The sequence below is a fragment of the Microbacterium suwonense genome (assembly GCF_030296555.1).
Lineage (GTDB): Bacteria > Actinomycetota > Actinomycetes > Actinomycetales > Microbacteriaceae > Microbacterium > Microbacterium suwonense.
In genome coordinates, this window is the sequence record NZ_AP027728.1 from 566,044 (window position 1) to 586,435 (window position 20,392).

Sequence of the window (20,392 nt, forward strand, 5' to 3'; positions counted from 1 at the left end):
GGCGCCGCCCGAAGGCAGCGCGCGGCAGGGTCGCGGACTGACGTAGAATGGCCGGACAAGCACTGATCCGGCCATCACCGGGGAGCTCTCGGAAGAACGCAGGCGACTGCAAGTAGAACCGAGCGGGGCAGGCCCGTCATCGCCGCAGTGAGAGTGGCTTCGCGAGAAGCACGCAGGGTGGTACCACGGTCCGCGCGAGAGCACGGGTCGTCCCGGCAAGCAGCATCCACCCACGACACTGCGAGCACACATGACCTACCCCCGCACCTCAGGCACCGCATTCGGACCCGCCGCCGTCAACCCGAGCCCTCGATTCCCCGAGATCGAGACCGAGGTGCTCGAGTTCTGGAGGAACGACGACACGTTCCGGGCCTCCATCGCGCAGCGCGAGGGCGCCGACGAGTGGGTCTTCTACGACGGACCTCCGTTCGCCAACGGCCTGCCCCACTACGGGCACCTGCTCACCGGCTACGCGAAGGACGTCTTCCCGCGCTTCCAGACCATGCTCGGCAAGAAGGTGGATCGCGTCTTCGGCTGGGACACGCACGGCCTGCCCGCCGAACTCGAGGCGATGAAGCAGCTCGGCATCACCGAGAAGAGCGAGATCGAGGCCATGGGCATCGACGTCTTCAACGCGAAGGCGCGCGACTCGGTGCTCACCTACACGCACGAGTGGCAGGACTACGTCACCCGCCAGGCGCGCTGGGTCGACTTCGAACGCGGATACAAGACGCTCGACCTCGGCTACATGGAGAGCGTGCTCTGGGCGTTCAAGACGCTCTACGACAAGAACCTCGCCTACGAGGGCTACCGTGTGCTGCCGTACTGCTGGCGCGATGAGACCCCGCTGTCGGCGCACGAGCTGCGCATGGACGACGACGTCTACCAGGACCGTCAGGACCCGTCCGTTACCGTCACGTTCCCGCTGACCGGCGCGAAGGCCGAGTCGCTGGGGCTGACCGCCGTGCGCGCCCTCGCCTGGACCACCACGCCGTGGACGCTGCCCACCAACCTCGCCCTGGTCGTCGGCCCCGACATCGAGTACGTCGTGCTGCCTGCGGGCCCCAACGGCGCCGCAGACGTCGTCGCAGGCGACGATGTCGCCGAGAGCGCCGCACACCGCTACCTGATCGCCCGCGACCTGCTCGCCGGCTACGCCAAGGAGCTCGGCTACGAGTCCGGCGATGACGCGCTCGCCGCAGTGGAGGCCACCCATTCCGGCGCTGCGCTCGAGGACATCACCTACGACCGGCTGTTCGACTACTACGCGGATGCCGAGACCTGGGGCACCGAGAAGGCCTGGCGCATCCTCGTCGACGACTACGTCACCACCACCGACGGTACGGGCATCGTGCACCAGGCGCCCGCCTTCGGTGAGGACGACCAGCGCGTCAGCAATGCCGCCGGCATCCCCACGATCCTCTCGCTCGACGACGGCGGGCGCTTCCTGCCGCAGGTGACGGATGTCGCCGGAGAGCTGTGGATGGATGCGAACACGCCGCTGATCCGCCTGCTGCGGGCGGCAGGACGGATGCTGCGCGAGCAGAGCTACGTGCACTCGTACCCGCACTGTTGGCGGTGCCGGAACCCTCTGATCTACAAGGCGGTCTCCAGCTGGTTCATCCGGGTCACCGACATCAAGGATCGGATGCTTGCGAACAACGAGCAGATCACCTGGGTGCCCGAGAACGTCAAGCACGGCCAGTTCGGCAAGTGGCTGGAGGGGGCGCGCGATTGGTCGATCAGCCGCAACCGCTACTGGGGCTCGCCGATCCCGATCTGGAAGAGCGACGACCCCGAGCACCCGCGGGTGGACGCCTACGGATCGCTCGCGGAGCTGGAGCGCGACTTCGGCACGCTGCCGCGCAACGAGAAGGGCGAGGTCGACCTGCACCGGCCGTACATCGACGACCTCACCCGGCCGAACCCCGACGATCCGACGGGCAAGAGCACCATGCGGCGCATCGAGGACGTGTTCGACGTGTGGTTCGACTCCGGATCGATGCCGTACGCGCAGGTGCACTACCCGTTCGAGAACCAGGAGTGGTTCGACTCGCACGCGCCGGCGGACTTCATCGTCGAGTACATCGGGCAGACCCGCGGCTGGTTCTACGTGATGCACGTGCTCTCCACCGCGCTGTTCGACCGACCCGCGTTCACCGGCGTCAGCTGCCACGGCATCGTGCTCGGCAGCGACGGGTACAAGATGTCGAAATCGCTGCGCAACTATCCAGACGTCAGCGAGGTGCTCGACCGCGACGGCTCGGACGCCATGCGGTGGTTCCTGATGTCCAGCTCGGTGCTGCGCGGCGGAAACCTCGCGGTCACCGAGGAGGGCATCCGCGCCGGCGTGCGGGAGTTCCTGCTGCCGCTGTGGAACTCCTGGTACTTCTTCGCGACCTACGCGAATGCGTCCGGCGCCGACGGGTATCAGGCCACTTGGCGTACCGACTCCACGGATGTGCTCGACCGCTACATCCTGGCCCGGCTCGGCGACCTCGTCCGCGATGTGCGCGCAGACCTGGAAGGGCTCGACTCCACCACGGCATCCGCCCGCCTGCGCGACTTCGCCGAGGTGCTGACCAACTGGTACATCCGCCGCTCCCGCGACCGGTTCTGGACCGGCGCGACCGACGACCCCACCAGCCGCGAGGCCTTCGACACGCTGTACACGGTACTGGAGACCCTCACCCGGGTGGCGGCACCGCTGGTGCCGCTGGTCAGCGAGCGCGTCTGGCAGGGGCTCACCGGCGGTCGCAGTGTGCACCTGACCGACTGGCCGGATGCCGAGGCCTTCCCCGCAGCGGACGATGTGCGCGACGCCATGGATGCGGTGCGCGAGCTCTCCAGCGTCGGCAACGCGCTGCGCAAGAAGGAGAAGCTGCGCGTGCGCCTGCCGCTTGCGCGCCTGACAGTGGTCTCGCCGCTGGCCGGACAGCTGGCGCAGTTCGAGGACATCCTGCGTGAGGAGCTGAACGTCAAGACGGTGGAGCTCGTGCCGCTCAGCGACGACACCGCGGCGGAGTACGGCATCAGCCACCGGCTCAGCGTCAACGCGCGGGCAGCCGGGCCGCGCCTGGGCAAGGACGTGCAGCGGGTGATCGCCGCAGCCAAGGCCGGTCAGTGGAGGGAGTGGAAGGGCGCCGTCGTCGCCGGCGGCGTGGAGCTCCAGCCCGGCGAGTACGACCTCGTGCTCGAGACCACCGGGCGTCCGGCAGGCGAGGCGCTCGCCGTCGTCCCGACCGGCGGCTTCGTGCTGCTGGACACGGCCACCACGCCCGAGCTGGAGGCCGAGGGACTCGCCCGCGACGTGATCCGCGCTGTGCAGGACACCCGCAAGAAGGCCGGCTTCGATGTGAGCGACCGCATCCGCCTGCAGCTGCGCTTCGAGGATGCGGCAGACGCGGATGCCGTCTCCTCGGCGTTCGCGCTGGCCGAGGTCGCCGAGGAGACGCTCGCCGTGGAGCACCGGCTGCTTCGCACCGGCGAAGCGCTCGAGCCGAGCGAGTTCACCGCAGAGGTGGGCAAGGGCACCTACGCGAACCGCGGCGCCTTCACAGTCGCCGTCGCCAGGATCGGAGCAGAGCTGTGAGCGACGCCCAGCGCGCAGACGCCGTCTACGAGAAGCTGCTGGAGCGAGCGGGGGAGCGCTGGGTGCAGCCCCGCAAGGAGCGCACCGCCCGCATCCTGACCCTGCTGGACGACCCGCAGCGCACCTACCGCGTGGTGCACATCACCGGCACCAACGGCAAGACGTCCACGGCGCGGATGATCGAGAGCCTGCTGCGTGCGCATGGGCTGCGCACAGGGCTGTTCACCAGCCCGCACCTGAAGCGCTTCACCGAGCGCATCATGATCGACGGTGAGCCCGTCGCCGATGCGGCCGTCGCCGATGCCTGGGACGAGATCGAGCCTTTCGTCGGGATCGTGGACGCCGAGCTGGAGGCATCCGGCGATGCGTCGCTGACCTTCTTCGAGCTGCTCACCGTGCTGGCCTTCGTCGCCGCCGCCGACGCTCCGGTCGACGTGCTCGTGCTGGAGGTCGGGATGGGCGGCTCGTGGGACTCCACGAACACCGCAGACGGCGACGTGGCGGTGTTCGCCCCCATCGACATGGATCACGCCGACAGACTGGGTGCCACGATCGAGGCGATCGCCGAGGTCAAGTCGGGCATCATCAAGGACGGCGCCGCCGTCGTGTCGGCCGAGCAGAAGCCGGAGGTCGCCGAGGTCCTGCGGAAGACGGCCGCCGAGAAGGGCGCGACCATCGCGTTCGAAGGCGTGGAGTTCGGACTGTCGGAGCAGAAGCTCGCCGTGGGCGGCCAGATGATCAGCGTGCGCGGGCTCGCCGCAGAGTACGCCGACGAGTATCTGCCGCTGTACGGCGCGCACCAGGGTCACAATGCGGCCCTCGCCGTCGCGGCAGTGGAGTCGCTGATCGGCGGTGCCGAGCGCCGCATCGCCGGCGATATCCTCACTGAGGGACTGCAGAACGCCACCTCGCCCGGTCGTCTGCGCTGGTCGGCGTCGCGCCGACCGTGGTGGTCGATGCCGCGCACAACCCGCATGGAGCACAGGCTCTCGCCCGCGCTCTGGATGACAGCTTCGACTTCGACGAATGGGGTCTGGTGCTGGGCGTCTTCGCCGACAAGGATGCCGACGGCATCGTCGACCGGCTGCTGCCGGCGGTCACCGAGGTGTTCGCCACGTCCCCCGACTCGGTGCGGGCGGCGGATGCCGATGCGATCGCAGACCTGGTCGAGGCCCGCGGCAGACGCGCCAGCGTGCACCCGACCCTGGCCGACGCGGTCGATGCCGCCCGGGAGTGGGCGGCGGGCTCCGACCGCCGGGCCGTCGTGATCGCCGGATCCATCGTGCTCGCCGGAGAGGCGCTGCTGCTCTCGGAGGACGAGGACTGGAAGAGCGGATGGAGCAGATGAGCGCCGCACGCACACGAACCCCACGGCCCCGGCGACCCCGCACCCTGGTGCAGAAGCTCGGTGCCGTGGTGCTGGGCTTCGAGGCGATCGTCGTCTTCCTCGCCGGGCTCACCGTCTACGGATTGAAGGTGCTGCCCGCCGGCATCCCCGACTGGTGGGGCATCGTCGGGGGAGCGGCGCTGGGGCTTGCGATGATCGTGCTCGCAGGTGCGATCGCGCGGCCCGGTGCCATCGCGGTCGGTTGGGTGCTGCAGGTCATCGTGCTGGCGTCCGCGGTCCTCGTCCCCGCCATTGCGCTGGTCGCACTGGTTTTCGGTGGCATGTGGGGATATGCGACGATCGTGGGGGCCCGCGTGGATCGCCGGGGTGCGACGACGATGCTCGATGACGCTCCGCCACCGGCCGCCACCCAAGACCCCCATCAGCCTCACACAGAGAGCGAATGACATGGCCACTGAAGAAACCCTCGTCCTCGTCAAGCCCGACGGCGTCGCCCGCGGACTGACCGGCACCATCCTCGGTCGCATCGAGGCGAAGGGCTACGCCCTCGTCGACATCCGCCTGGTCGAGCCCGACCGCGATGTGCTCGCCGCGCACTACGCCGAGCACGAGGGCAAGCCCTTCTACGAGCCGCTGATCGAGTTCATGATGTCCGGTCCCTCCGTCGCCATCCGCCTCGCGGGCGACCGTGTGATCGAAGGCTTCCGCTCGCTGGCCGGCACCACCGACCCGACGACTGCGGCTCCCGGCACGATCCGCGGCGACTTCGGGCGCGACTGGGGCCTGAAAGTGCAGCAGAACCTCGTGCACGGCTCGGACAGTCCCGAGTCCGCCGCGCGCGAGCTCAGCATCTGGTTCGGCTGAGCCCGGAAACCGCGAGAGGGACGCCCACCGGGCGTCCCTCTCATCGTCTCTCGAGTGTGTTCAGGCGAGCATCCGCCCGACCTCGCCGAGCAGGTCGATGCCGGCGATCTGCGCGAGCACGACGATGATCGCGAACGCGACGATGGATGCCAGCGGCGTCCACGCCATGAGGCGGCCGAAGGCCTGCTGCACGGACCTCTTCTTCGAGAACGTCCCGTTGCGGCCGAGTTCGACGACGGTGGTGAGGAACGTCGGGATCACGACGAGGTAGGTCAGCCCGCACCAGGGGCAGAGTGTGTGCAGCGCGAAGAAGCTCTGCCCGATCAGCCAGGCGATGAAGACGAACGCGAAGGCGATGCCCAGGCCGAACAGCGCCCAGAACCAGCGCGGGAATCGCACGCCCGCGAGCACGGCGACTCCCATCACGAGCACGGCCATCCAGCCGGTCACGCCGATGAGCGGATTCGGGAAGCCGAACACCGCACCCTGCCAGGAGTCGAGGTTCTTCGTGCACTGCACGAAGATGCTCACATTGCAGCTCAGTACAGCGTCGGGATTCTCCAGGCTGATGAACTTGTCCATCGTGAGCTGGAAGGCGGCCCACCAGCCGGCGAGGCTCGCCACGATGAGCCAGATGCCGTAGCCGATGTGCCGGGTTCGCTGCGCGGTCATATCGGGATTATCCCAGCGCCGGCTATGCGGTTCGGGTGAGTCCGACCCGCGCGTCGTGCACTCGATGCCACCTCTCGGCGCTCGGGATGCGATAATGACTGAAGATGCCTTCGCGAGAAGTCTCGATCGCATCGATAAGACTTCGGGGCCGAATGCCCCACGTGATCTGGCCACTGAGCAGATCGCATGCCGATTGAGTTCGCGGTCGCTGTATAACCGCACGAGTTTCCGCGGCGCACGCAGTGCCCGCGCAGGGAGTAAGCCAGAGATGGCCGCTGAGAATGATGACAAGACCACCCCTACCTTCGACACGACGCCGGCACAGCCGGTAGTCGAGGCGCCTCCGGCGGAGGAGAACCTCACCGAGACGCCCGGCTCGGACACGCCGGAGACGCCCGACTCGGGCACGCCGGCGGAGCCGCTGAAGCCTGCTGAGCCGGCGGAGTCCGCTGAGCCGACGGCGGCTGCCGCTGCGGAGAAGCCTGCCGAGCAGGCAAAGCCCGCCGAACCGGAGAAGCCCGCCGAACCGGAGCCCATCACCGCGGTGAGCCTGGGTCTGCTGCCGGAGGTGTTCGTCTCGAAGCCCTCCACGCAGCTGCACTTCTACGCACCGGAGATCGTGCCGCTTCCCGCGGCGTCGAACGACGACGAGGGCGAGGAGCGCGGCTCCGGCTCCTCTCGTCGCGGCGGCCGCCGCCGGCGCGGATCCGATGGCGATGACGGTCACGACGAGCCCCGGCAGCGCCAGCGGCAGGTGGAGTACATCACCGAGCCGAAGGCCATCAAGGGGTCGACGCGCCTGGAGGCCAAGAAGCAGCGGCGTCGGGACGGTCGGGATGCCGGACGTCGGCGCCCCGTCGTCACCGAGGCCGAGTTCCTCGCACGTCGTGAGGCCGTCGATCGCACGATGGTCGTGCGCGCCAAGAACGGCCGCACCCAGATCGGAGTACTCGAGGACAACGTCCTCGTCGAGCACTATGTCGCGCGCAGTCAGGACGCCTCGCTGATCGGCAACGTCTACCTGGGGCGCGTGCAGAACGTGCTGCCGAGCATGGAAGCCGCCTTCGTCGACATCGGACGCGGCCGCAACGCCGTGCTGTACTCCGGTGAGGTCGACTGGGCGGCTGTCGAGACCGGCAACCAGCCGCGGCGCATCGAGCTCGCTCTCAAGCCCGGCGACCGCGTGCTCGTCCAGGTCACCAAGGATCCGGTGGGGCACAAGGGCGCCCGGCTCACCAGTCAGATCTCGCTTCCCGGCCGCTACCTGGTGTATGTGCCGGGCGGTTCGATGAACGGCATCTCCCGCAAACTCCCCGACAACGAGCGCGCGCGACTGAAGCGCATCCTCAAGGAGGTACTGCCGGAGTCCTCCGGCGTGATCGTCCGCACCGCGGCCGAGGGCGCCACGGAGGAGCAGCTGACCCGCGACGTGCAGCGGCTCACCGCACAGTGGGAGCACATCCAGAAGCTTGTGCAGAATCAGCAGGCTCCGGCGCTGCTGCACGCCGAACCCGACCTGCTGGTCAAGATCGTCCGCGACGTCTTCAACGAGGACTTCACGCGCATGACCATCCAGGGCGACGACGCGCACGAGACCATCGCCGCCTACCTCTCCAGCGTCGCGCCCGACCTGCTCGAGCGCGTGGAGACCTACACCGACGAGGTCGACCCCTTCGACGCCTACCGCATCACCGAGCAGATCGAGAAGGCACTCGATCGCAAGGTGTGGCTGCCCTCGGGCGGCTCGCTCGTGATCGACCGCACCGAGGCGATGACCGTCGTCGACGTCAACACCGGAAAGTTCGTCGGCTCGGGCGGCAACCTCGAGGAGACGGTGACCAAGAACAACCTCGAGGCGGCCGAGGAGATCGTCCGACAGCTGCGACTGCGCGACATCGGCGGCATCATCGTGGTCGACTTCATCGACATGGTGCTCGAGTCCAACCGCGACCTCGTGCTGCGCCGACTCATCGAATGCCTGAGCCGCGACCGCACCAAGCATCAGGTCGCCGAGGTCACCTCCTCGGTCTCGTTCAGATGACCCGCAAGAAGCTGGGTCTCGGCCTGCTGGAGACCTTCAGCGAGCCCTGTGAGGTCTGCGCGGGCCGCGGCGTGGTCGTGCATCATGACCCCGTCGTCAAGCACCGCGGCGGCCCCTCGGGCGGACAGGGACGGCGCTCGCGCGGTTCATCGTCCTCGCAGTCGGGCCAGCAGGCGTCCGCGGCCGCCCAGAACGCCGCTCAGGGCACGACGCACAGCATCACCGAAGGTGCCAAGTCCGCACTGGCGGCGATCGCGGCATCCACCATCCTCCCGGTGAACGGCGACGCGCCCGCCGTCGTGGCGGAGGGTGACCAGCCGACGGCCGGACCTGAGCGTGCCGCCGAACCCGAGCGCACGGCCGACGCCGAACGCCCCAAGAAAGGGCGCAAGAAGCGCGGTGAGCGCAAGGGGCCGAAGAGCGAGGCCGAGCAGCTGCTCGACTCCGTGCTCGACGCGCTTCCGGAACCGAAGGCGCCCGGTCAGGGGCGCAATCGGCGCCGGGTGACCACGGCCATGCTCACACCGACCTCGTCCGACTCAGTGTCGGTCCCGGCGACGGATCCGCAGGCCTGACGCGATCAGACGACGGGTGAGCTCCTTGCCGCCGACCCGCTTCGCACCGGCGGCGAGGAGTCTGGGCACCGCGTCTGCCGGAACATCGTAATGATCGAGGTCGAACGCACGCGCCGGTACACCCTGCGCGGCGGCGAACGCATGCAGCTCGTCGAGATCCGCGTCGCTGATCAGATGCGCCCAGAGCCGTCCATGCGCCGGCCAGATCGGGTCGTCGACGAGAACGGTCATGACGCGATCCTAGGCCTGTGACGCGTGAGGGCGGCGACTTTGCGGCATCGCCCCCATTCCGGTAAAGTAGTCCTTTGGTGCGAGACCCCTGTCTGCTCTCCCGGCGACAGGAGAAGTCTTGCGTCCGCACCCTTCGCGAAGGCGTCGTACGCAAGCAGTAGTCTTCCCGTGAGATTCCCGGAGCAGTCCGCTCCCCAACGAAACAGGTATGAAGTGGTTTACGCAGTAGTGCGCGCCGGTGGCCGGCAGGAGAAGGTCGAGGTCGGAACGATCGTTCAGCTCGACCGTGTTCAGGCTTCCCAGGGTGAGAAGATCGAGCTGCCTGCCGTGCTTCTCGTCGACGGCACCACGGTGACCACCGACGCGGACAAGCTGGCGAAGGTCAAGGTCACGGCTGAGGTCATCGGCAACCTGCGCGGTCCGAAGATCGTCATCCAGAAGTACAAGAACAAGACCGGCTACAAGAAGCGCCAGGGCCACCGTCAGGACCTCACGCGCGTCAAGATCACCGGCATCAAGTAAGCACGGAAGGCTCAGGACATGGCACATAAGAAGGGCGCGAGCTCGACCCGCAACGGTCGCGACTCCAACGCACAGCGACTCGGCGTCAAGCGCTTCGGCGGCCAGGCCGTCAACGCAGGCGAGATCCTCGTCCGCCAGCGCGGCACGCACTTCCACCCCGGCACCGGCGTCGGCCGTGGCGGCGATGACACGCTGTTCGCCCTCGAGGCGGGTGCGGTCGAGTTCGGCACGAAGGGCGGCCGCAAGGTCGTCAACATCGTCGCTGCAGCGCAGTAAGCACAGCAGACTCTTTGGAACGGGGTGGGCTTCGGCTCGCCCCGTTCCTGCGTATCAGGCACATCCGCACGCTCCCGCCCCACTGAGGAGGAACACGACATGGTCACCTTCGTCGACACCGTCACGCTGCACCTTCGTGCGGGCAAGGGCGGCAACGGCTGCGTCTCGGTGCGCCGGGAGAAGTTCAAGCCGCTCGGCGGGCCCGACGGCGGCAACGGCGGCGACGGCGGCGACATCGTGCTGGTCGGCGACGCGCAGGTGACCACGCTGCTGTCCTACCACCACTCTCCGCACCGCAGCAGCGGCAACGGCGGGTTCGGCATGGGCGACCACCGCTCCGGCTATGCCGGTGAGACCCTCGAGCTGCCTGTTCCGCTGGGTACGGTCGTGAAGTCGGTGGACGGCGAGGTGCTGCACGACATGGTCACGCCGGGGGAGCGCTATGTCGTCGCCGAGGGTGGCCGAGGCGGACTCGGCAATGCTGCGCTGGCCTCCCCGAAGCGCAAGGCACCGGGCTTCGCGCTGCTGGGCACGCCCGGCGACGAGGGATCCGTCGTCCTAGAGCTGAAGACCGTCGCCGATGTCGCGCTGGTCGGCTATCCCTCTGCAGGCAAGTCGAGCCTCATCGCCGCGATGTCGGCCGCGCGGCCGAAGATCGCCGATTATCCTTTCACCACGCTGCATCCGAACCTCGGCGTCGTGCAGGCCGGTGACAGCCGCTACACCGTCGCGGATGTGCCGGGCCTCATCGAGGGCGCCAGCGAGGGCAAGGGCCTCGGACTGGAGTTCCTGCGTCACGTCGAGCGCTGCAGCGCGCTGCTGCACGTGCTGGACTGCGCCACTCTCGAGTCCGGACGCGACCCGCTCTCGGATCTCGATGTGATCCTCGCCGAACTCGCGGCGTATGAGGTTCCAGAGGGCCAGATCCCGCTGCTGGAGCGTCCTCAGCTGGTCGCGCTGAACAAGATCGACGTGCCCGAGGCACGTGACCTGGCCGAGCTGGTACGTGCCGACATCGAGGCGCGCGGCTTCCGGGTGTTCGAGATCTCGACGGTCTCCCGCGAGGGCCTTCGTCAGCTCAGCTTCGCTCTGGCCGAGCTGGTCGACGCGCATCGCGCGGCGACCGTGGTCGAGACGCCGCCGGAGCGCATCGTGATCCGACCTCCCGGTGCGCGCAAGGACTTCACGATCCGGGTCGAGGGCGGAACCTACGGCAACGTCTACCGGGTGCTCGGCGACAAGCCGGTTCGCTGGGTGCAGCAGACCGACTTCCAGAACGAGGAGGCCGTCGGATACCTGGGCGACCGCCTGGAGAAGCTCGGCATCGAGGACGCGCTGCTCAAGGCCGGCGCGGTCGCGGGCTCCACCGTCGTCATCGGCGACGGTGCCGACGGCGTCGTGTTCGACTGGGAACCCGCAATCGCATCCACGGCCGAGCTGATGGGCTCCCCGCGCGGCACCGATATCCGCATCGGCGGAAGCAGCCGTCGCACCACGAGCGAGCGACGCGAGAAGTACTACGCCCGGATGGATGCCAAAGCGGCGGCCCGTGCCGAGCTGGAGGAGCAGCGTCTTGCCTCGCGCGAGGGCGAGGAATGAGCGCATTAACCCGCGCGGAGCTGGCGTCGGCTGCGCGCATCGTCGTCAAGGTCGGATCGTCCTCGATCAGCGGTGAGGCGTCCTGGCGCATACCGATGATCGTGCAGGCGCTGTCGGCGGCGCACCGCCGCGGCACCGAGGTGATCCTGGTCTCCTCCGGGGCGATCGCCACCGGCATCCCCGTGCTCGACCTCGAGTCGCGGCCCACCGATCTCGCGACCCAGCAGGCGACCGCGGCGGTCGGTCAGAACCTGCTGGTGTTCCGCTATCAGGAGGCACTGCGTCCCTTCCGCATCGTGGCAGGGCAGGTGCTGCTGACCACAGGTGATCTGGAGAACCCCACGTCACGCAGCAACGCGCGTCGTGCGATGGATCGGATGCTGGCGCTCGGTGTGCTGCCCATCGTGAACGAGAACGACACGGTCGCCACCCAGGAGATCCGCTTCGGCGACAACGACCGGCTGGCGGCTCTGGTCGCCCAGCTGCTGCACGCCGATGCGCTGGTGCTGCTCAGCGATGTGGACTCGCTGTACACCAAGCCCCCGACCGACCCGGATGCCGAGCCCATCGATGTGGTCCAGGCCGATGCCGATCTGGCCGGCCTGGAGTTCGGCGCGGCCGTGGTCAACAGCGTGGGCACCGGGGGAGCGGCGACGAAGGTGTCCGCTGCGCGGATGGCCGCCGGCTCCGGCATCGGTGTGCTGGTCACCAGCGCCGACCTGGTGGGCAGGGCACTCGAAGGTGCCCCGATCGGAACCTGGTTCGAGCCGTCGGCCACTGGCTGATCACAGCAGGTCACACGCATCCCGAGGGGCGGGGCGCCGATACACTGACGGCATGAGCACCACCACCGTCGTCGACCCCGCAGCAGAGACCGCGCAGCATCGGCTGGCCCGCGCGAAGGAGGCCTCGAGGTCGATCGCCCGCCTCAACAGCGGCGAGAAGGAGCGTGCCCTGGAGGCCATCGCCGGTGCCATCGAATCGAACGCCGCGGACATCGTCGCCGCGAACCGCGTCGACATCGCACGGGGACGCGAGGCGGGGATCGGAGATGCGCTCATCGACCGGCTGCGCCTGGACGACAAGCGCGTCGCAGCTCTGGCATCCGCTGTGCGCGACGTCGCTGCCCTGCCCGACCCCATCGGGCAGGTGCTGGGAGGACACCGGATGCCGAACGGCGTCGCCCTCGAGCAGGTGCGCGTGCCCTTCGGTGTGGTCGGCGCCATCTACGAGGCCCGTCCGAACGTCACCGTCGACATCGCCGCGCTCGCGCTGCGCGCGGGCAATGCGGTGGTGCTGCGCGGCGGCAGCGCGGCACGCGAGTCGAACACCATTCTGGTCGAGGTCATGCGCGGGGCGCTGGGCGGCGTGGGGGTCGACCCCGAGGCCATTCAGACCGTCGATGACTTCGGGCGCGAGGGCGCCAGAGCGCTGATGCAGGGGCGCGGCTTCATCGACGTGCTCGTTCCCCGTGGCAGTGCCGCACTGATCGAGACCGTGGTGACAGAATCCACCGTGCCGGTGATCGAAACCGGGGCCGGCGTCGTGCACATCGTGCTGGACGAATCCGCCCCGGTGGAGTGGGCGCGCGACATCGTGGTGAACGCGAAGGTGCAGCGACCCAGCGTCTGCAATGCCGTCGAGACAGTGCTGGTACTGCGGCAGGCCGCACCGCTGCTGGTTCCCGTGGTGGCCAATGCGTTGCAGAGCGAGGGCGTGGCGATCCACGGAGACGATGTCGTCGCCGGGCTGGTCTCGAACGTCATCCCCGCCACAGACGAGGATTGGGCGACCGAGCACCTCAGCCTGGACATCTCGATGAAGGTGGTCGACACCCTGGATGACGCGCTCGCGCACATCCGCAGGTACAGCACTGGCCACACCGAATCGATCATCACGAACGACTCACGCAATGCCGAGCGCTTTCTGGCCGAGGTCGATTCGGCGGTCGTCATGGCGAACGCGTCGACCCGGTTCACCGATGGAGCGGAGTTCGGCTTCGGAGCCGAAGTGGGCATCTCCACGCAGAAGCTGCACACCCGCGGGCCGATGGGTGTTTCCGAGCTGACCAGCACCAAATGGCTGGCCAGGGGTGCCGGTCAGACCCGCGGTTGAGGACTAGAATGGTGAAGCGTTCGCCCGATCGCCCAGAAACGGAGCCAGCATGAACCTCGTCGCTCAGATCGCGATGGCCGCCGCCGAGACCGAACACCACGGCAATGTGGCAGCGGAGACCGTGATCTACGGCCTGATCGCGGTCGGGATCTTCGCGCTGATGGGTCTTGTGACCCTGTCGTACCGCAACGTCGCCAACCGTCACGCCGCAAAGGCCGAGGCCTTCGCCGAGAAGCACGGCGAGGACGGCCACGGCCACTAGGCGTTCATGCGGGAATCCACAGCTCGAGCACCACGTGTCGGCGTGATGGGCGGTACTTTCGACCCCATTCATCACGGTCACCTGGTGGCGGCGAGTGAAGTGGCGCACTCCTTCGGCCTGGACGAGGTGGTGTTCGTTCCCACCGGTGAGCCGTGGCAGAAGCAGCACGTCTCGCCCAGTGAGCACCGCTATCTGATGACCGTGATCGCCACGGCGTCCAACCCCGATTTCACGACGAGCCGAGTCGACATCGACCGCGACGGGCCGACCTACACGATCGACACGCTGCGCGACCTGAAGCGCGAGCGTCCCGACGCAGAGCTGTTCTTCATCACGGGTGCGGATGCCGTGGCGCAGATTCTCAGTTGGAGGGACCATGATGAACTGTGGGATCTCGCCCATTTCGTCGCGGTCTCCCGACCCGGCCATGTGCTCAGCACCGACGGACTGCCCACGGCGAATGTGAGCCAGCTGGAGGTTCCGGCGCTGAGTATCTCGTCGACCGCATGTCGCGAGCGGGTCTCCGACGGGCAGCCCGTCTGGTATCTGGTGCCGGACGGCGTCGTCCAGTACATCGCAAAGCATCATCTGTATCGGAGCAAGGCATGAGCACATCCGAAGAGAACGGTCACACACAGCTCACGCGCAAGCAGCTGCGTGAGATCCGTCTGACCGGTTCAACGCCGGTCATCACCGAGGAGGAGGCGGCCGCGGCATCCGTGCAGCAGCCGACCACGGTGCTGCCGCGCGCCGCTGAACCGGTGCAGATCGCGCCCGCCTCGGCTGTCGAGGAGCCGTCTGCCGGTGCGCCGCTCACTCGTCGACAGATGCGCGCCCTGGAGAAGGCGCGCGAAGAGGCGTCCGCTGGAGGATCCGCCGCAGGCGCTGCTGAACCTCGCGCCGCGGAGCCTGCTCCCGTGGAAGAAGTTCACGTCGAAGATGCTCCCGTGGAACAGGCTCACGTCGAAGACCCTCCCGTGGAAGAGGTCTCCGTTGGAGATGACGCGGTCGAAGACGGGACGGGCGAAGAGGACACCGTCGAAGACGCTCCCGTCGAAGGCGGTTCCGCGGAGCCTGCGGCCGCCGAGGAGCTGGTCTCCGGTGTTCCTGAGTTCGACCCGAAACCAGCATCCGCCCCGCGTTTCGAGGCGACGGAGTCGCTCACCCCGGATGCCGAGACCGAGACGGGCGAGCGCCCGATGGTCGGTGCAGCGTTCGGACTCGGCATCAGAACCGATCACAAGAGTCCGTCATCGAGCGCGCTGTTCGACGAGCTGCTCGAGGGAGACACCTCGACATCGCAGCATGGCGCCTCCACCGCACTGATCTTCACGCCGTCGCCCGGAGCCGGCTCGCTGTCGGGCCCGATCGCATCGACAGGTGAGATGCTGGTCACCGGCACCTATGCGCTGCCGGACGGGCTCGGCTCGCAGGGGCACGCGCGCGGAGCGGCCGATGGCAGGGAGATCGATTCTGTGCTTCTCGACGGCGAGCTCGCCCCGTCGTCGTCGCCCACGCCGATCGCCGCGAGCTCTGCGATCAGCACATCACGGCCCGCGGGCGAGGTCATCCGCCCACCCGCACCCGATAAGGGCAACAAACTCATGCTCACCCTGGCGGTCGTCGCCGGCGGCCTGGCCATCGTGCTGGCCACCACGCTCGTCATCGCCTTCACCACAGGAGTCTTCGGCTGATGCAGTCCCCCGAGAACGCGACCGAGATGCTTCAGATCGCTGCAGACGCGGCGGACTCGAAGGGCGGCGAGGATCTGATCGCCCTGAACGTCTCCGGCCCGCTGCCGCTGGTCGACATCTTCCTGCTCGTCACAGGAAACAGCGAGCGCAACGTCGCAGCCATCGCCGATGAGATCGAGGACAAGCTGCTCGAGGCCGGCCACAAGCGGGTGCGCAGGGAAGGCCGCGCCGAATCGCGCTGGGTGCTGCTGGACTTCGGCGACCTGATCGTGCACGTCTTCCACGCCGCGGAGCGCGTCTTCTACGGTCTGGAGAGGCTCTGGAAAGACTGCCCGGTGGTTCCGATCGAACTCACGGAGCGTGTGGCGGGCGAGTAGCCCCGTCCCCGTCGTCATCGCCGCCCGTGGCGAGCCGGTCGGCTTCGGCGCTGTCGATCAGATCGGGATCGGCATCGGGGTCGAGTACCCGCTCTCCGTTCACCTCCCGGGTCGCGGGATCGGTCGATGCCTCGGCATCGGGGTCCTCGGGAAGATAGTTGGGAGTCGGGTTGGACATGGCTCGTTCCTCTCGCATCGGATGCCTGGACGGTATCCGCCTGACCGGGTGTGGGCGAGCGGGTTGACGTGTTGCTGAGAAGCGGCTAGCCCAGCCGTCGTGCATGACGGCATCGTCATGCACGCCACCGACTCGCACGGGCTCCACTGGGCGGTTCCGCAGGGCAGATCGAGTCCACGAGAAGGGCAAGGGGAGGGGGCCTTACGACACTCCCGGCGTCCCGCCGCGATTGGCGATGTCCCGAAAGTCCGTAGTATGCTTTACAGGTTGCCGCGGCCCCGGTCCGGCAGCAGATGGGCCTGTGGCGCAGCTGGTAGCGCACCTGCATGGCATGCAGGGGGTCAGGGGTTCGAGTCCCCTCAGGTCCACTGAGTAATCACCCGATCAGGGCTGATTTCTCGCCTAACTGGATGAGTTGAGACCTCCAGCGGAACCATACCGAGTCCCACCCTTGGGGCTCGCGGATTCGCGGAGGTCTTTCTCATGTTCAACGACGACATCACCCCTGAGGCAGTCGACGCCTTGGTTGCCGACCTGTCGGCAATGCTTGAGGTCGAATCGATCCGTCCGGAGCGGATGCCAGCGGCACGGATGACAGTGAGCGGCACCGTTCGCAGCGTCAAGGTTCAGGCCGTCCCCGGCTTCGTCTGCGTCGACAGCGGCAAGCAGGGCACGTGCTACGCGTTCGAGGTAGGCGACTTCCTCGCGTCGCTCCGACAGATCGCGGCTGGCGAGGAAGTGGTTCGCGTGCCGGAGTTCGACGGCGGGCGCGTCATGCACATCGACAGGCACGGCGAGCGGCTCAGCGTCATCATGTCCAGCACCTGGTTCTCGGTCGATGCTGGTGAGTTCATCCGGTGTGCAGCGCGTGCCGGTCTCGGCGTTGCGGCATGACTGCGAGGAAGACGGGGCTTACCCGTCGCAATCCTTCCGAGTTCGGCACTGTCGAGGTACGCGGCGAGCGCTTCAGGGCGCTCTATCGCGTGAAGGGGAAGACGTTCCGTGCGCCGAAGACCTTCGACACCCGACCGGCCGCGCGCGCGTGGCTTGCCGATCAAGAGAAGTCACTGCGCGGCGGAACCTGGATCGATCCGCGACTCGGCGCAGAAACCGTCGGCGGATACGCAGAGGATTGGCTGACCTCCAGAACGGATCTCGCCCCGCGAACCATCGAGTTCTACCGGGGCGCACTGGATCGCTACATCATCCCCAAGCTGGGCAGTGTCGCGCTGTCTGCGCTCACTCCGGCGAAGGTGAACGCGTGGCGTGCGGAGTGTCTCAGAGACGCAGCACAGCGGCACGCCGAGCCTGAGCCGTCGAAAGAGAACCCGGCCCGAGCGTGGGCAATCACCAACGGCGTCCAGATCGCCGCTACCGGGCGCATTCCTCGGTCGGTGCGCGAGGCATGGGAAGCGGCAGGGTCACCCCTGCCCGACGCTGAGACACGCGCAAACCGTGGCGATGGGTCCGCGGCTGTCGCCGCCGCATACAGGGCGCTGAAGACGATCCTGGCGACGGCAGAGCGAGACGACATCATCGCAAAGAATCCCTGCCGACTCCGCAATGCAAGCGCCACGCCGGTCAAGGATCGGTCGCCAGCGACACCGGAGCAAGTGCGGATGCTCGCCGATGCTATGCCAGAGCGTTACGCGGCGGCGGTAACTTTGGCGGCATGGTCGGGTCTTCGATCAGGAGAGCTTCGCGCACTGGCACGTCGACACATCGACCTTGAAGAGGGGACTGTGCGCGTCGAGCGGGCAGTGGTCGAAGTCGGCGGCAATGCCGCGACGTTCGGGCCGACGAAAACGGCAGGGTCTCGCCGGACTGTGGCGCTCCCCGCGTTTGTGGTCGACGAACTCCGTGTTCATCTCGAGCACCACGTCGACCAGAATGCGGACGCACTGGTGTTCGGCACCGCGACAGGGGCGATTCTGACGCGCCATTGGCTCGGAGACATGTTCCGGCGAGTGCGGCAGACAGTGGGGCTCCCTGCGCTGCGCTGGCATGATCTGAGGCATACCGGGGCGTCGCTGGCCTACTCGGTCGGCGCATCGGTGCCCGATGTGCAGAAACGGCTCGGCCACACGACGATGCGCGCGGCGTCAATCTATGCCCACAGCTACGAAGAGACCGACAAGAAGATCGCAAATCGGCTGAGTGCTGTATTCGGTTCGGTGTGATCCCAACACCGGATTTACACATGCCCGTCAGAATCTTGGCGATGAAGTACAGGGGCCGCATTGTCGGGAAAGCCCCAGGATTATCGAGCGCTTTCACCGCTATCCTGCAAGTGCCCCCGGCAGCTAGCCGAAAGCCATCGTCGGGGAAGCACGTGAATCAGGTACTTGTAAAGGCATCCCGTCTCATCACAGGGGTACGGCAGGAACTCGGACCGTCCCACTCCCCTGGAGCCGCAGACACAGCACGACTCTGTCTGGAGGGCTCCCATGCCTCAAATATCCGACCTTCGAACATTCACCGTCAAGGAAACCGCCGCACAACTCGGTTTGTCGGTGCAATCCACCTACCGCGCGATCTACAACGCCGGTCTGCCCGTCATCCGAATCGGCTCCGCGGTTCGCGTACGTGAGCGCGATTTGCTCGAGTGGCTGGACTCGCGGACGGAGGTCGCCGCGTGAGCAACCTCGTCCATCTCGCCGCTTCCGACATCCGCAACGGGCAAGCAGGGTCCCGCCGAGTGAAGACCGCCCTGGCAGAAGCCGGAATCAATCTCAGATGCTCCTATATCTGTCAAGCCGCGATTTGGAGAGGTGGTCGGGATTCGCGGATGGGGCGCATCGCGGCCCAGATTTCGCGGGCGAGGAGTCGTTTCAGACACCGGATGATCTCAGACTTCGTCTTTCCTTCGGTGATCCGGCGGGCGACGTAAGCCTTGGTGGGTTCGTGGTGCTGCATGCGAACGATGACGACACGGTAGAGCGCGGCGTTCGCTTGCCGGTGACCGCCCCGATTGAGCCGGTGTCGGGTGGTCATCCCCGACGATGCGGGGATCGGGGCGACACCGCAGAGCCTGGCGAACGCGGCCTCCGAACGGATCCGTTCCGGATTGTCGCCGGCGACGATCAGCATCTCGGCCGCGGTGTCAGGACCGACCGCAAAGGCTTTCGCGAGGTCGGGAGCGATCTGCGCGGTCAGCTCTGCCAGGAGCTTCTCATGCCCGGAGATCTCGGCATCCAGTACTTCCCACCGACGAGCGATCGACCGCAACGTGTGCTTGGTCGACGCGATGATCGTGGTCACCTGGCCCGGACGAAGCGCCGCGCAACGGTGAATGAGCGCCATCTTCGATAGCGGCTGCAGCTCCTGACGCAGATCATCAGGGGCATTCACGATGACCTGCTTGAGGCTGATCATCGCGGATGTTCGCGCCTTGACGGCGATGTCCTTGGCGACCTTGATCTGACGGATCATCTCCACGGTTCCGTCAGCTGACTTCGGGATGGCCGTGGCCAGGCCCGCGAGAACTGCCCTGGCTGCATTCTCGGCATCGATCGTGTCGGACTTGCCTCGCAACCGCCGGTCGCGACGGTCCGTTCTCATCACCTCCAGCGTCCCGATTCCACGACGGCGCACTGCGCCGGCCAGGCCTGCGCCATAGGAACCGGTGCCTTCGATACCGAACGTGAGCTTCCCACCGAACGACTCGCCCCAGTCGATCAGCTGACCGTATCCACCGGAATCCGCCGCGAAAGACCGGCGATCCAGGACCGCGCCGAGCTCATCGATCGCGACGGCGACGTGGACGTGTTTGTGAGTGTCGACGCCGACAACGACTCGACGGTGAGGGGGACATGCTGCATGCTCATAGTGCTCGCTCCAACCAGATCAGGACAGGGTGAGTGACACTGGCCGGTCGGGTGGACGGGACTGTGATGGGACTGTTGCGATCAGGCTCCTATGAGGTCACGCCCGCCCGGCCAGCACCACGAAGGTGATGCGCCTCCTGACGGACGACAGATCAACAGCAAGGACACCCAGACTTCGAGGTCAGTCGTCAGCAAGAGTCAGGCCGCCAGGAGGTACTC

General features: G+C 67.4%; 19 protein-coding genes, 1 tRNA gene and 2 pseudogenes. 18 read left to right on the plus strand and 4 right to left on the minus strand.

The annotated features are described in order from the left end of the window. Positions 1 to 250 precede the first annotated feature (250 nt). From ileS to ndk, 4 genes and pseudogenes are all read left to right on the plus strand, one after another. Positions 251 to 3,592 carry an isoleucine--tRNA ligase gene (ileS, locus tag QUE33_RS02845; protein ID WP_286301809.1) on the plus strand — a complete coding sequence of 1,114 codons (3,342 nt, stop codon included), beginning with the start codon at positions 251 to 253 and terminating at the stop codon, positions 3,590 to 3,592. Continuing rightward, positions 3,589 to 4,940, plus strand: a pseudogene (locus tag QUE33_RS02850) (bifunctional folylpolyglutamate synthase/dihydrofolate synthase). Before ileS ends, QUE33_RS02850 begins: the two are co-directional and overlap by 4 nt. Beyond that, entirely contained in the window at positions 4,937 to 5,386 is a 450-nt protein-coding gene (locus QUE33_RS02855; RefSeq protein ID WP_350226498.1) for a DUF4233 domain-containing protein, read from the plus strand. Before QUE33_RS02850 ends, QUE33_RS02855 begins: the two are co-directional and overlap by 4 nt. A 1-nt stretch (position 5,387) precedes the next feature. Then, positions 5,388 to 5,804, plus strand: coding sequence for a nucleoside-diphosphate kinase (gene ndk, locus QUE33_RS02860; protein ID WP_286301811.1), 417 nt, complete (start codon positions 5,388 to 5,390; stop codon positions 5,802 to 5,804). A gap of 60 nt (positions 5,805 to 5,864) precedes the next feature. On the opposite strand, the gene QUE33_RS02865 is transcribed toward ndk, so the two are convergent. Beyond that, a complete protein-coding gene (locus QUE33_RS02865) occupies positions 5,865 to 6,476 on the minus strand; it encodes a vitamin K epoxide reductase family protein (protein WP_286301812.1) in 612 nt (203 codons plus the stop codon). A 268-nt stretch (positions 6,477 to 6,744) separates the two neighbouring features. Here QUE33_RS02865 and QUE33_RS02870 point away from each other — a divergent pair. After that, positions 6,745 to 9,092: pseudogene (locus QUE33_RS02870) on the plus strand (Rne/Rng family ribonuclease). On the opposite strand, the gene QUE33_RS02875 reads toward QUE33_RS02870, so the two are convergent. After that, positions 9,057 to 9,323, minus strand: coding sequence for a DUF4031 domain-containing protein (locus QUE33_RS02875; protein WP_286301813.1), 267 nt, complete (start codon positions 9,321 to 9,323; stop codon positions 9,057 to 9,059). The pseudogene QUE33_RS02870 and the gene QUE33_RS02875 overlap by 36 nt on opposite strands. Before the next feature lie 213 nt (positions 9,324 to 9,536). Here QUE33_RS02875 and rplU point away from each other — a divergent pair, with 213 nt between their 5' ends. The 9 genes from rplU to rsfS all read left to right on the plus strand — a co-directional run bounded on the left by rplU (position 9,537) and on the right by rsfS (position 16,168). Further along, entirely contained in the window at positions 9,537 to 9,845 is a 309-nt protein-coding gene (gene rplU, locus QUE33_RS02880; RefSeq protein WP_286301815.1) for a 50S ribosomal protein L21, read from the plus strand. 18 nt (positions 9,846 to 9,863) lie between these two features. Then, positions 9,864 to 10,121 carry a 50S ribosomal protein L27 gene (rpmA, locus tag QUE33_RS02885; RefSeq protein WP_286301816.1) on the plus strand — a complete coding sequence of 86 codons (258 nt, stop codon included), beginning with the start codon at positions 9,864 to 9,866 and terminating at the stop codon, positions 10,119 to 10,121. Positions 10,122 to 10,220: 99 nt separating this feature from the next. After that, positions 10,221 to 11,720, plus strand: a complete 1,500-nt coding sequence (gene obgE, locus QUE33_RS02890) for a GTPase ObgE (protein WP_286301818.1) — start codon at positions 10,221 to 10,223, stop codon at positions 11,718 to 11,720. Then, positions 11,717 to 12,505 carry a glutamate 5-kinase gene (gene proB / locus QUE33_RS02895; RefSeq protein ID WP_286301819.1) on the plus strand — a complete coding sequence of 263 codons (789 nt, stop codon included), beginning with the start codon at positions 11,717 to 11,719 and terminating at the stop codon, positions 12,503 to 12,505. The genes obgE and proB overlap by 4 nt, the downstream gene beginning before the upstream one ends. Before the next feature lie 52 nt (positions 12,506 to 12,557). Further along, entirely contained in the window at positions 12,558 to 13,835 is a 1,278-nt protein-coding gene (locus QUE33_RS02900) for a glutamate-5-semialdehyde dehydrogenase (protein ID WP_286301820.1), read from the plus strand. A 49-nt stretch (positions 13,836 to 13,884) separates the two neighbouring features. Next, entirely contained in the window at positions 13,885 to 14,097 is a 213-nt protein-coding gene (locus QUE33_RS02905; RefSeq protein ID WP_286301822.1) for a hypothetical protein, read from the plus strand. A gap of 6 nt (positions 14,098 to 14,103) precedes the next feature. Next, positions 14,104 to 14,706 (plus strand): nicotinate-nucleotide adenylyltransferase, encoded by a 603-nt coding sequence (gene nadD / locus QUE33_RS02910; protein WP_286301825.1) that lies wholly within the window; start codon positions 14,104 to 14,106, stop codon positions 14,704 to 14,706. After that, positions 14,703 to 15,791 (plus strand): hypothetical protein, encoded by a 1,089-nt coding sequence (locus tag QUE33_RS02915; protein ID WP_286301827.1) that lies wholly within the window; start codon positions 14,703 to 14,705, stop codon positions 15,789 to 15,791. Before nadD ends, QUE33_RS02915 begins: the two co-directional genes overlap by 4 nt. Next, on the plus strand, positions 15,791 to 16,168 hold the full coding sequence (rsfS, locus tag QUE33_RS02920; protein WP_286301828.1) for a ribosome silencing factor: 378 nt from the start codon (positions 15,791 to 15,793) through the stop codon (positions 16,166 to 16,168). The genes QUE33_RS02915 and rsfS overlap by 1 nt, the downstream gene beginning before the upstream one ends. On the opposite strand, the gene QUE33_RS02925 is transcribed toward rsfS, so the two are convergent. Further along, complete coding sequence (locus tag QUE33_RS02925; protein WP_286301831.1) at positions 16,143 to 16,346, minus strand: hypothetical protein; 204 nt, start codon at positions 16,344 to 16,346, stop codon at positions 16,143 to 16,145. The genes rsfS and QUE33_RS02925 overlap by 26 nt on opposite strands. A gap of 295 nt (positions 16,347 to 16,641) precedes the next feature. Between QUE33_RS02925 and QUE33_RS02930 the strand changes: the two genes are divergently transcribed. The 4 genes from QUE33_RS02930 to QUE33_RS15990 all read left to right on the plus strand — a co-directional run bounded on the left by QUE33_RS02930 (position 16,642) and on the right by QUE33_RS15990 (position 18,985). Next, a tRNA-Ala gene (locus tag QUE33_RS02930) sits at positions 16,642 to 16,714 on the plus strand. A 115-nt stretch (positions 16,715 to 16,829) separates the two neighbouring features. Next, complete coding sequence (locus QUE33_RS02935; RefSeq protein WP_286301832.1) at positions 16,830 to 17,240, plus strand: hypothetical protein; 411 nt, start codon at positions 16,830 to 16,832, stop codon at positions 17,238 to 17,240. Continuing rightward, positions 17,237 to 18,526: a tyrosine-type recombinase/integrase gene (locus tag QUE33_RS02940; RefSeq protein ID WP_286301833.1), complete on the plus strand. Its 1,290-nt coding sequence runs from the start codon at positions 17,237 to 17,239 to the stop codon at positions 18,524 to 18,526. Before QUE33_RS02935 ends, QUE33_RS02940 begins: the two co-directional genes overlap by 4 nt. A 267-nt stretch (positions 18,527 to 18,793) precedes the next feature. Then, positions 18,794 to 18,985 carry a helix-turn-helix domain-containing protein gene (locus tag QUE33_RS15990; protein WP_350226499.1) on the plus strand — a complete coding sequence of 64 codons (192 nt, stop codon included), beginning with the start codon at positions 18,794 to 18,796 and terminating at the stop codon, positions 18,983 to 18,985. A gap of 112 nt (positions 18,986 to 19,097) precedes the next feature. Here the strand turns inward: QUE33_RS15990 and QUE33_RS02945 are convergent, their stop codons facing one another. Next, entirely contained in the window at positions 19,098 to 20,093 is a 996-nt protein-coding gene (locus QUE33_RS02945; protein WP_286303019.1) for a transposase, read from the minus strand. Positions 20,094 to 20,392 lie beyond the last annotated feature (299 nt).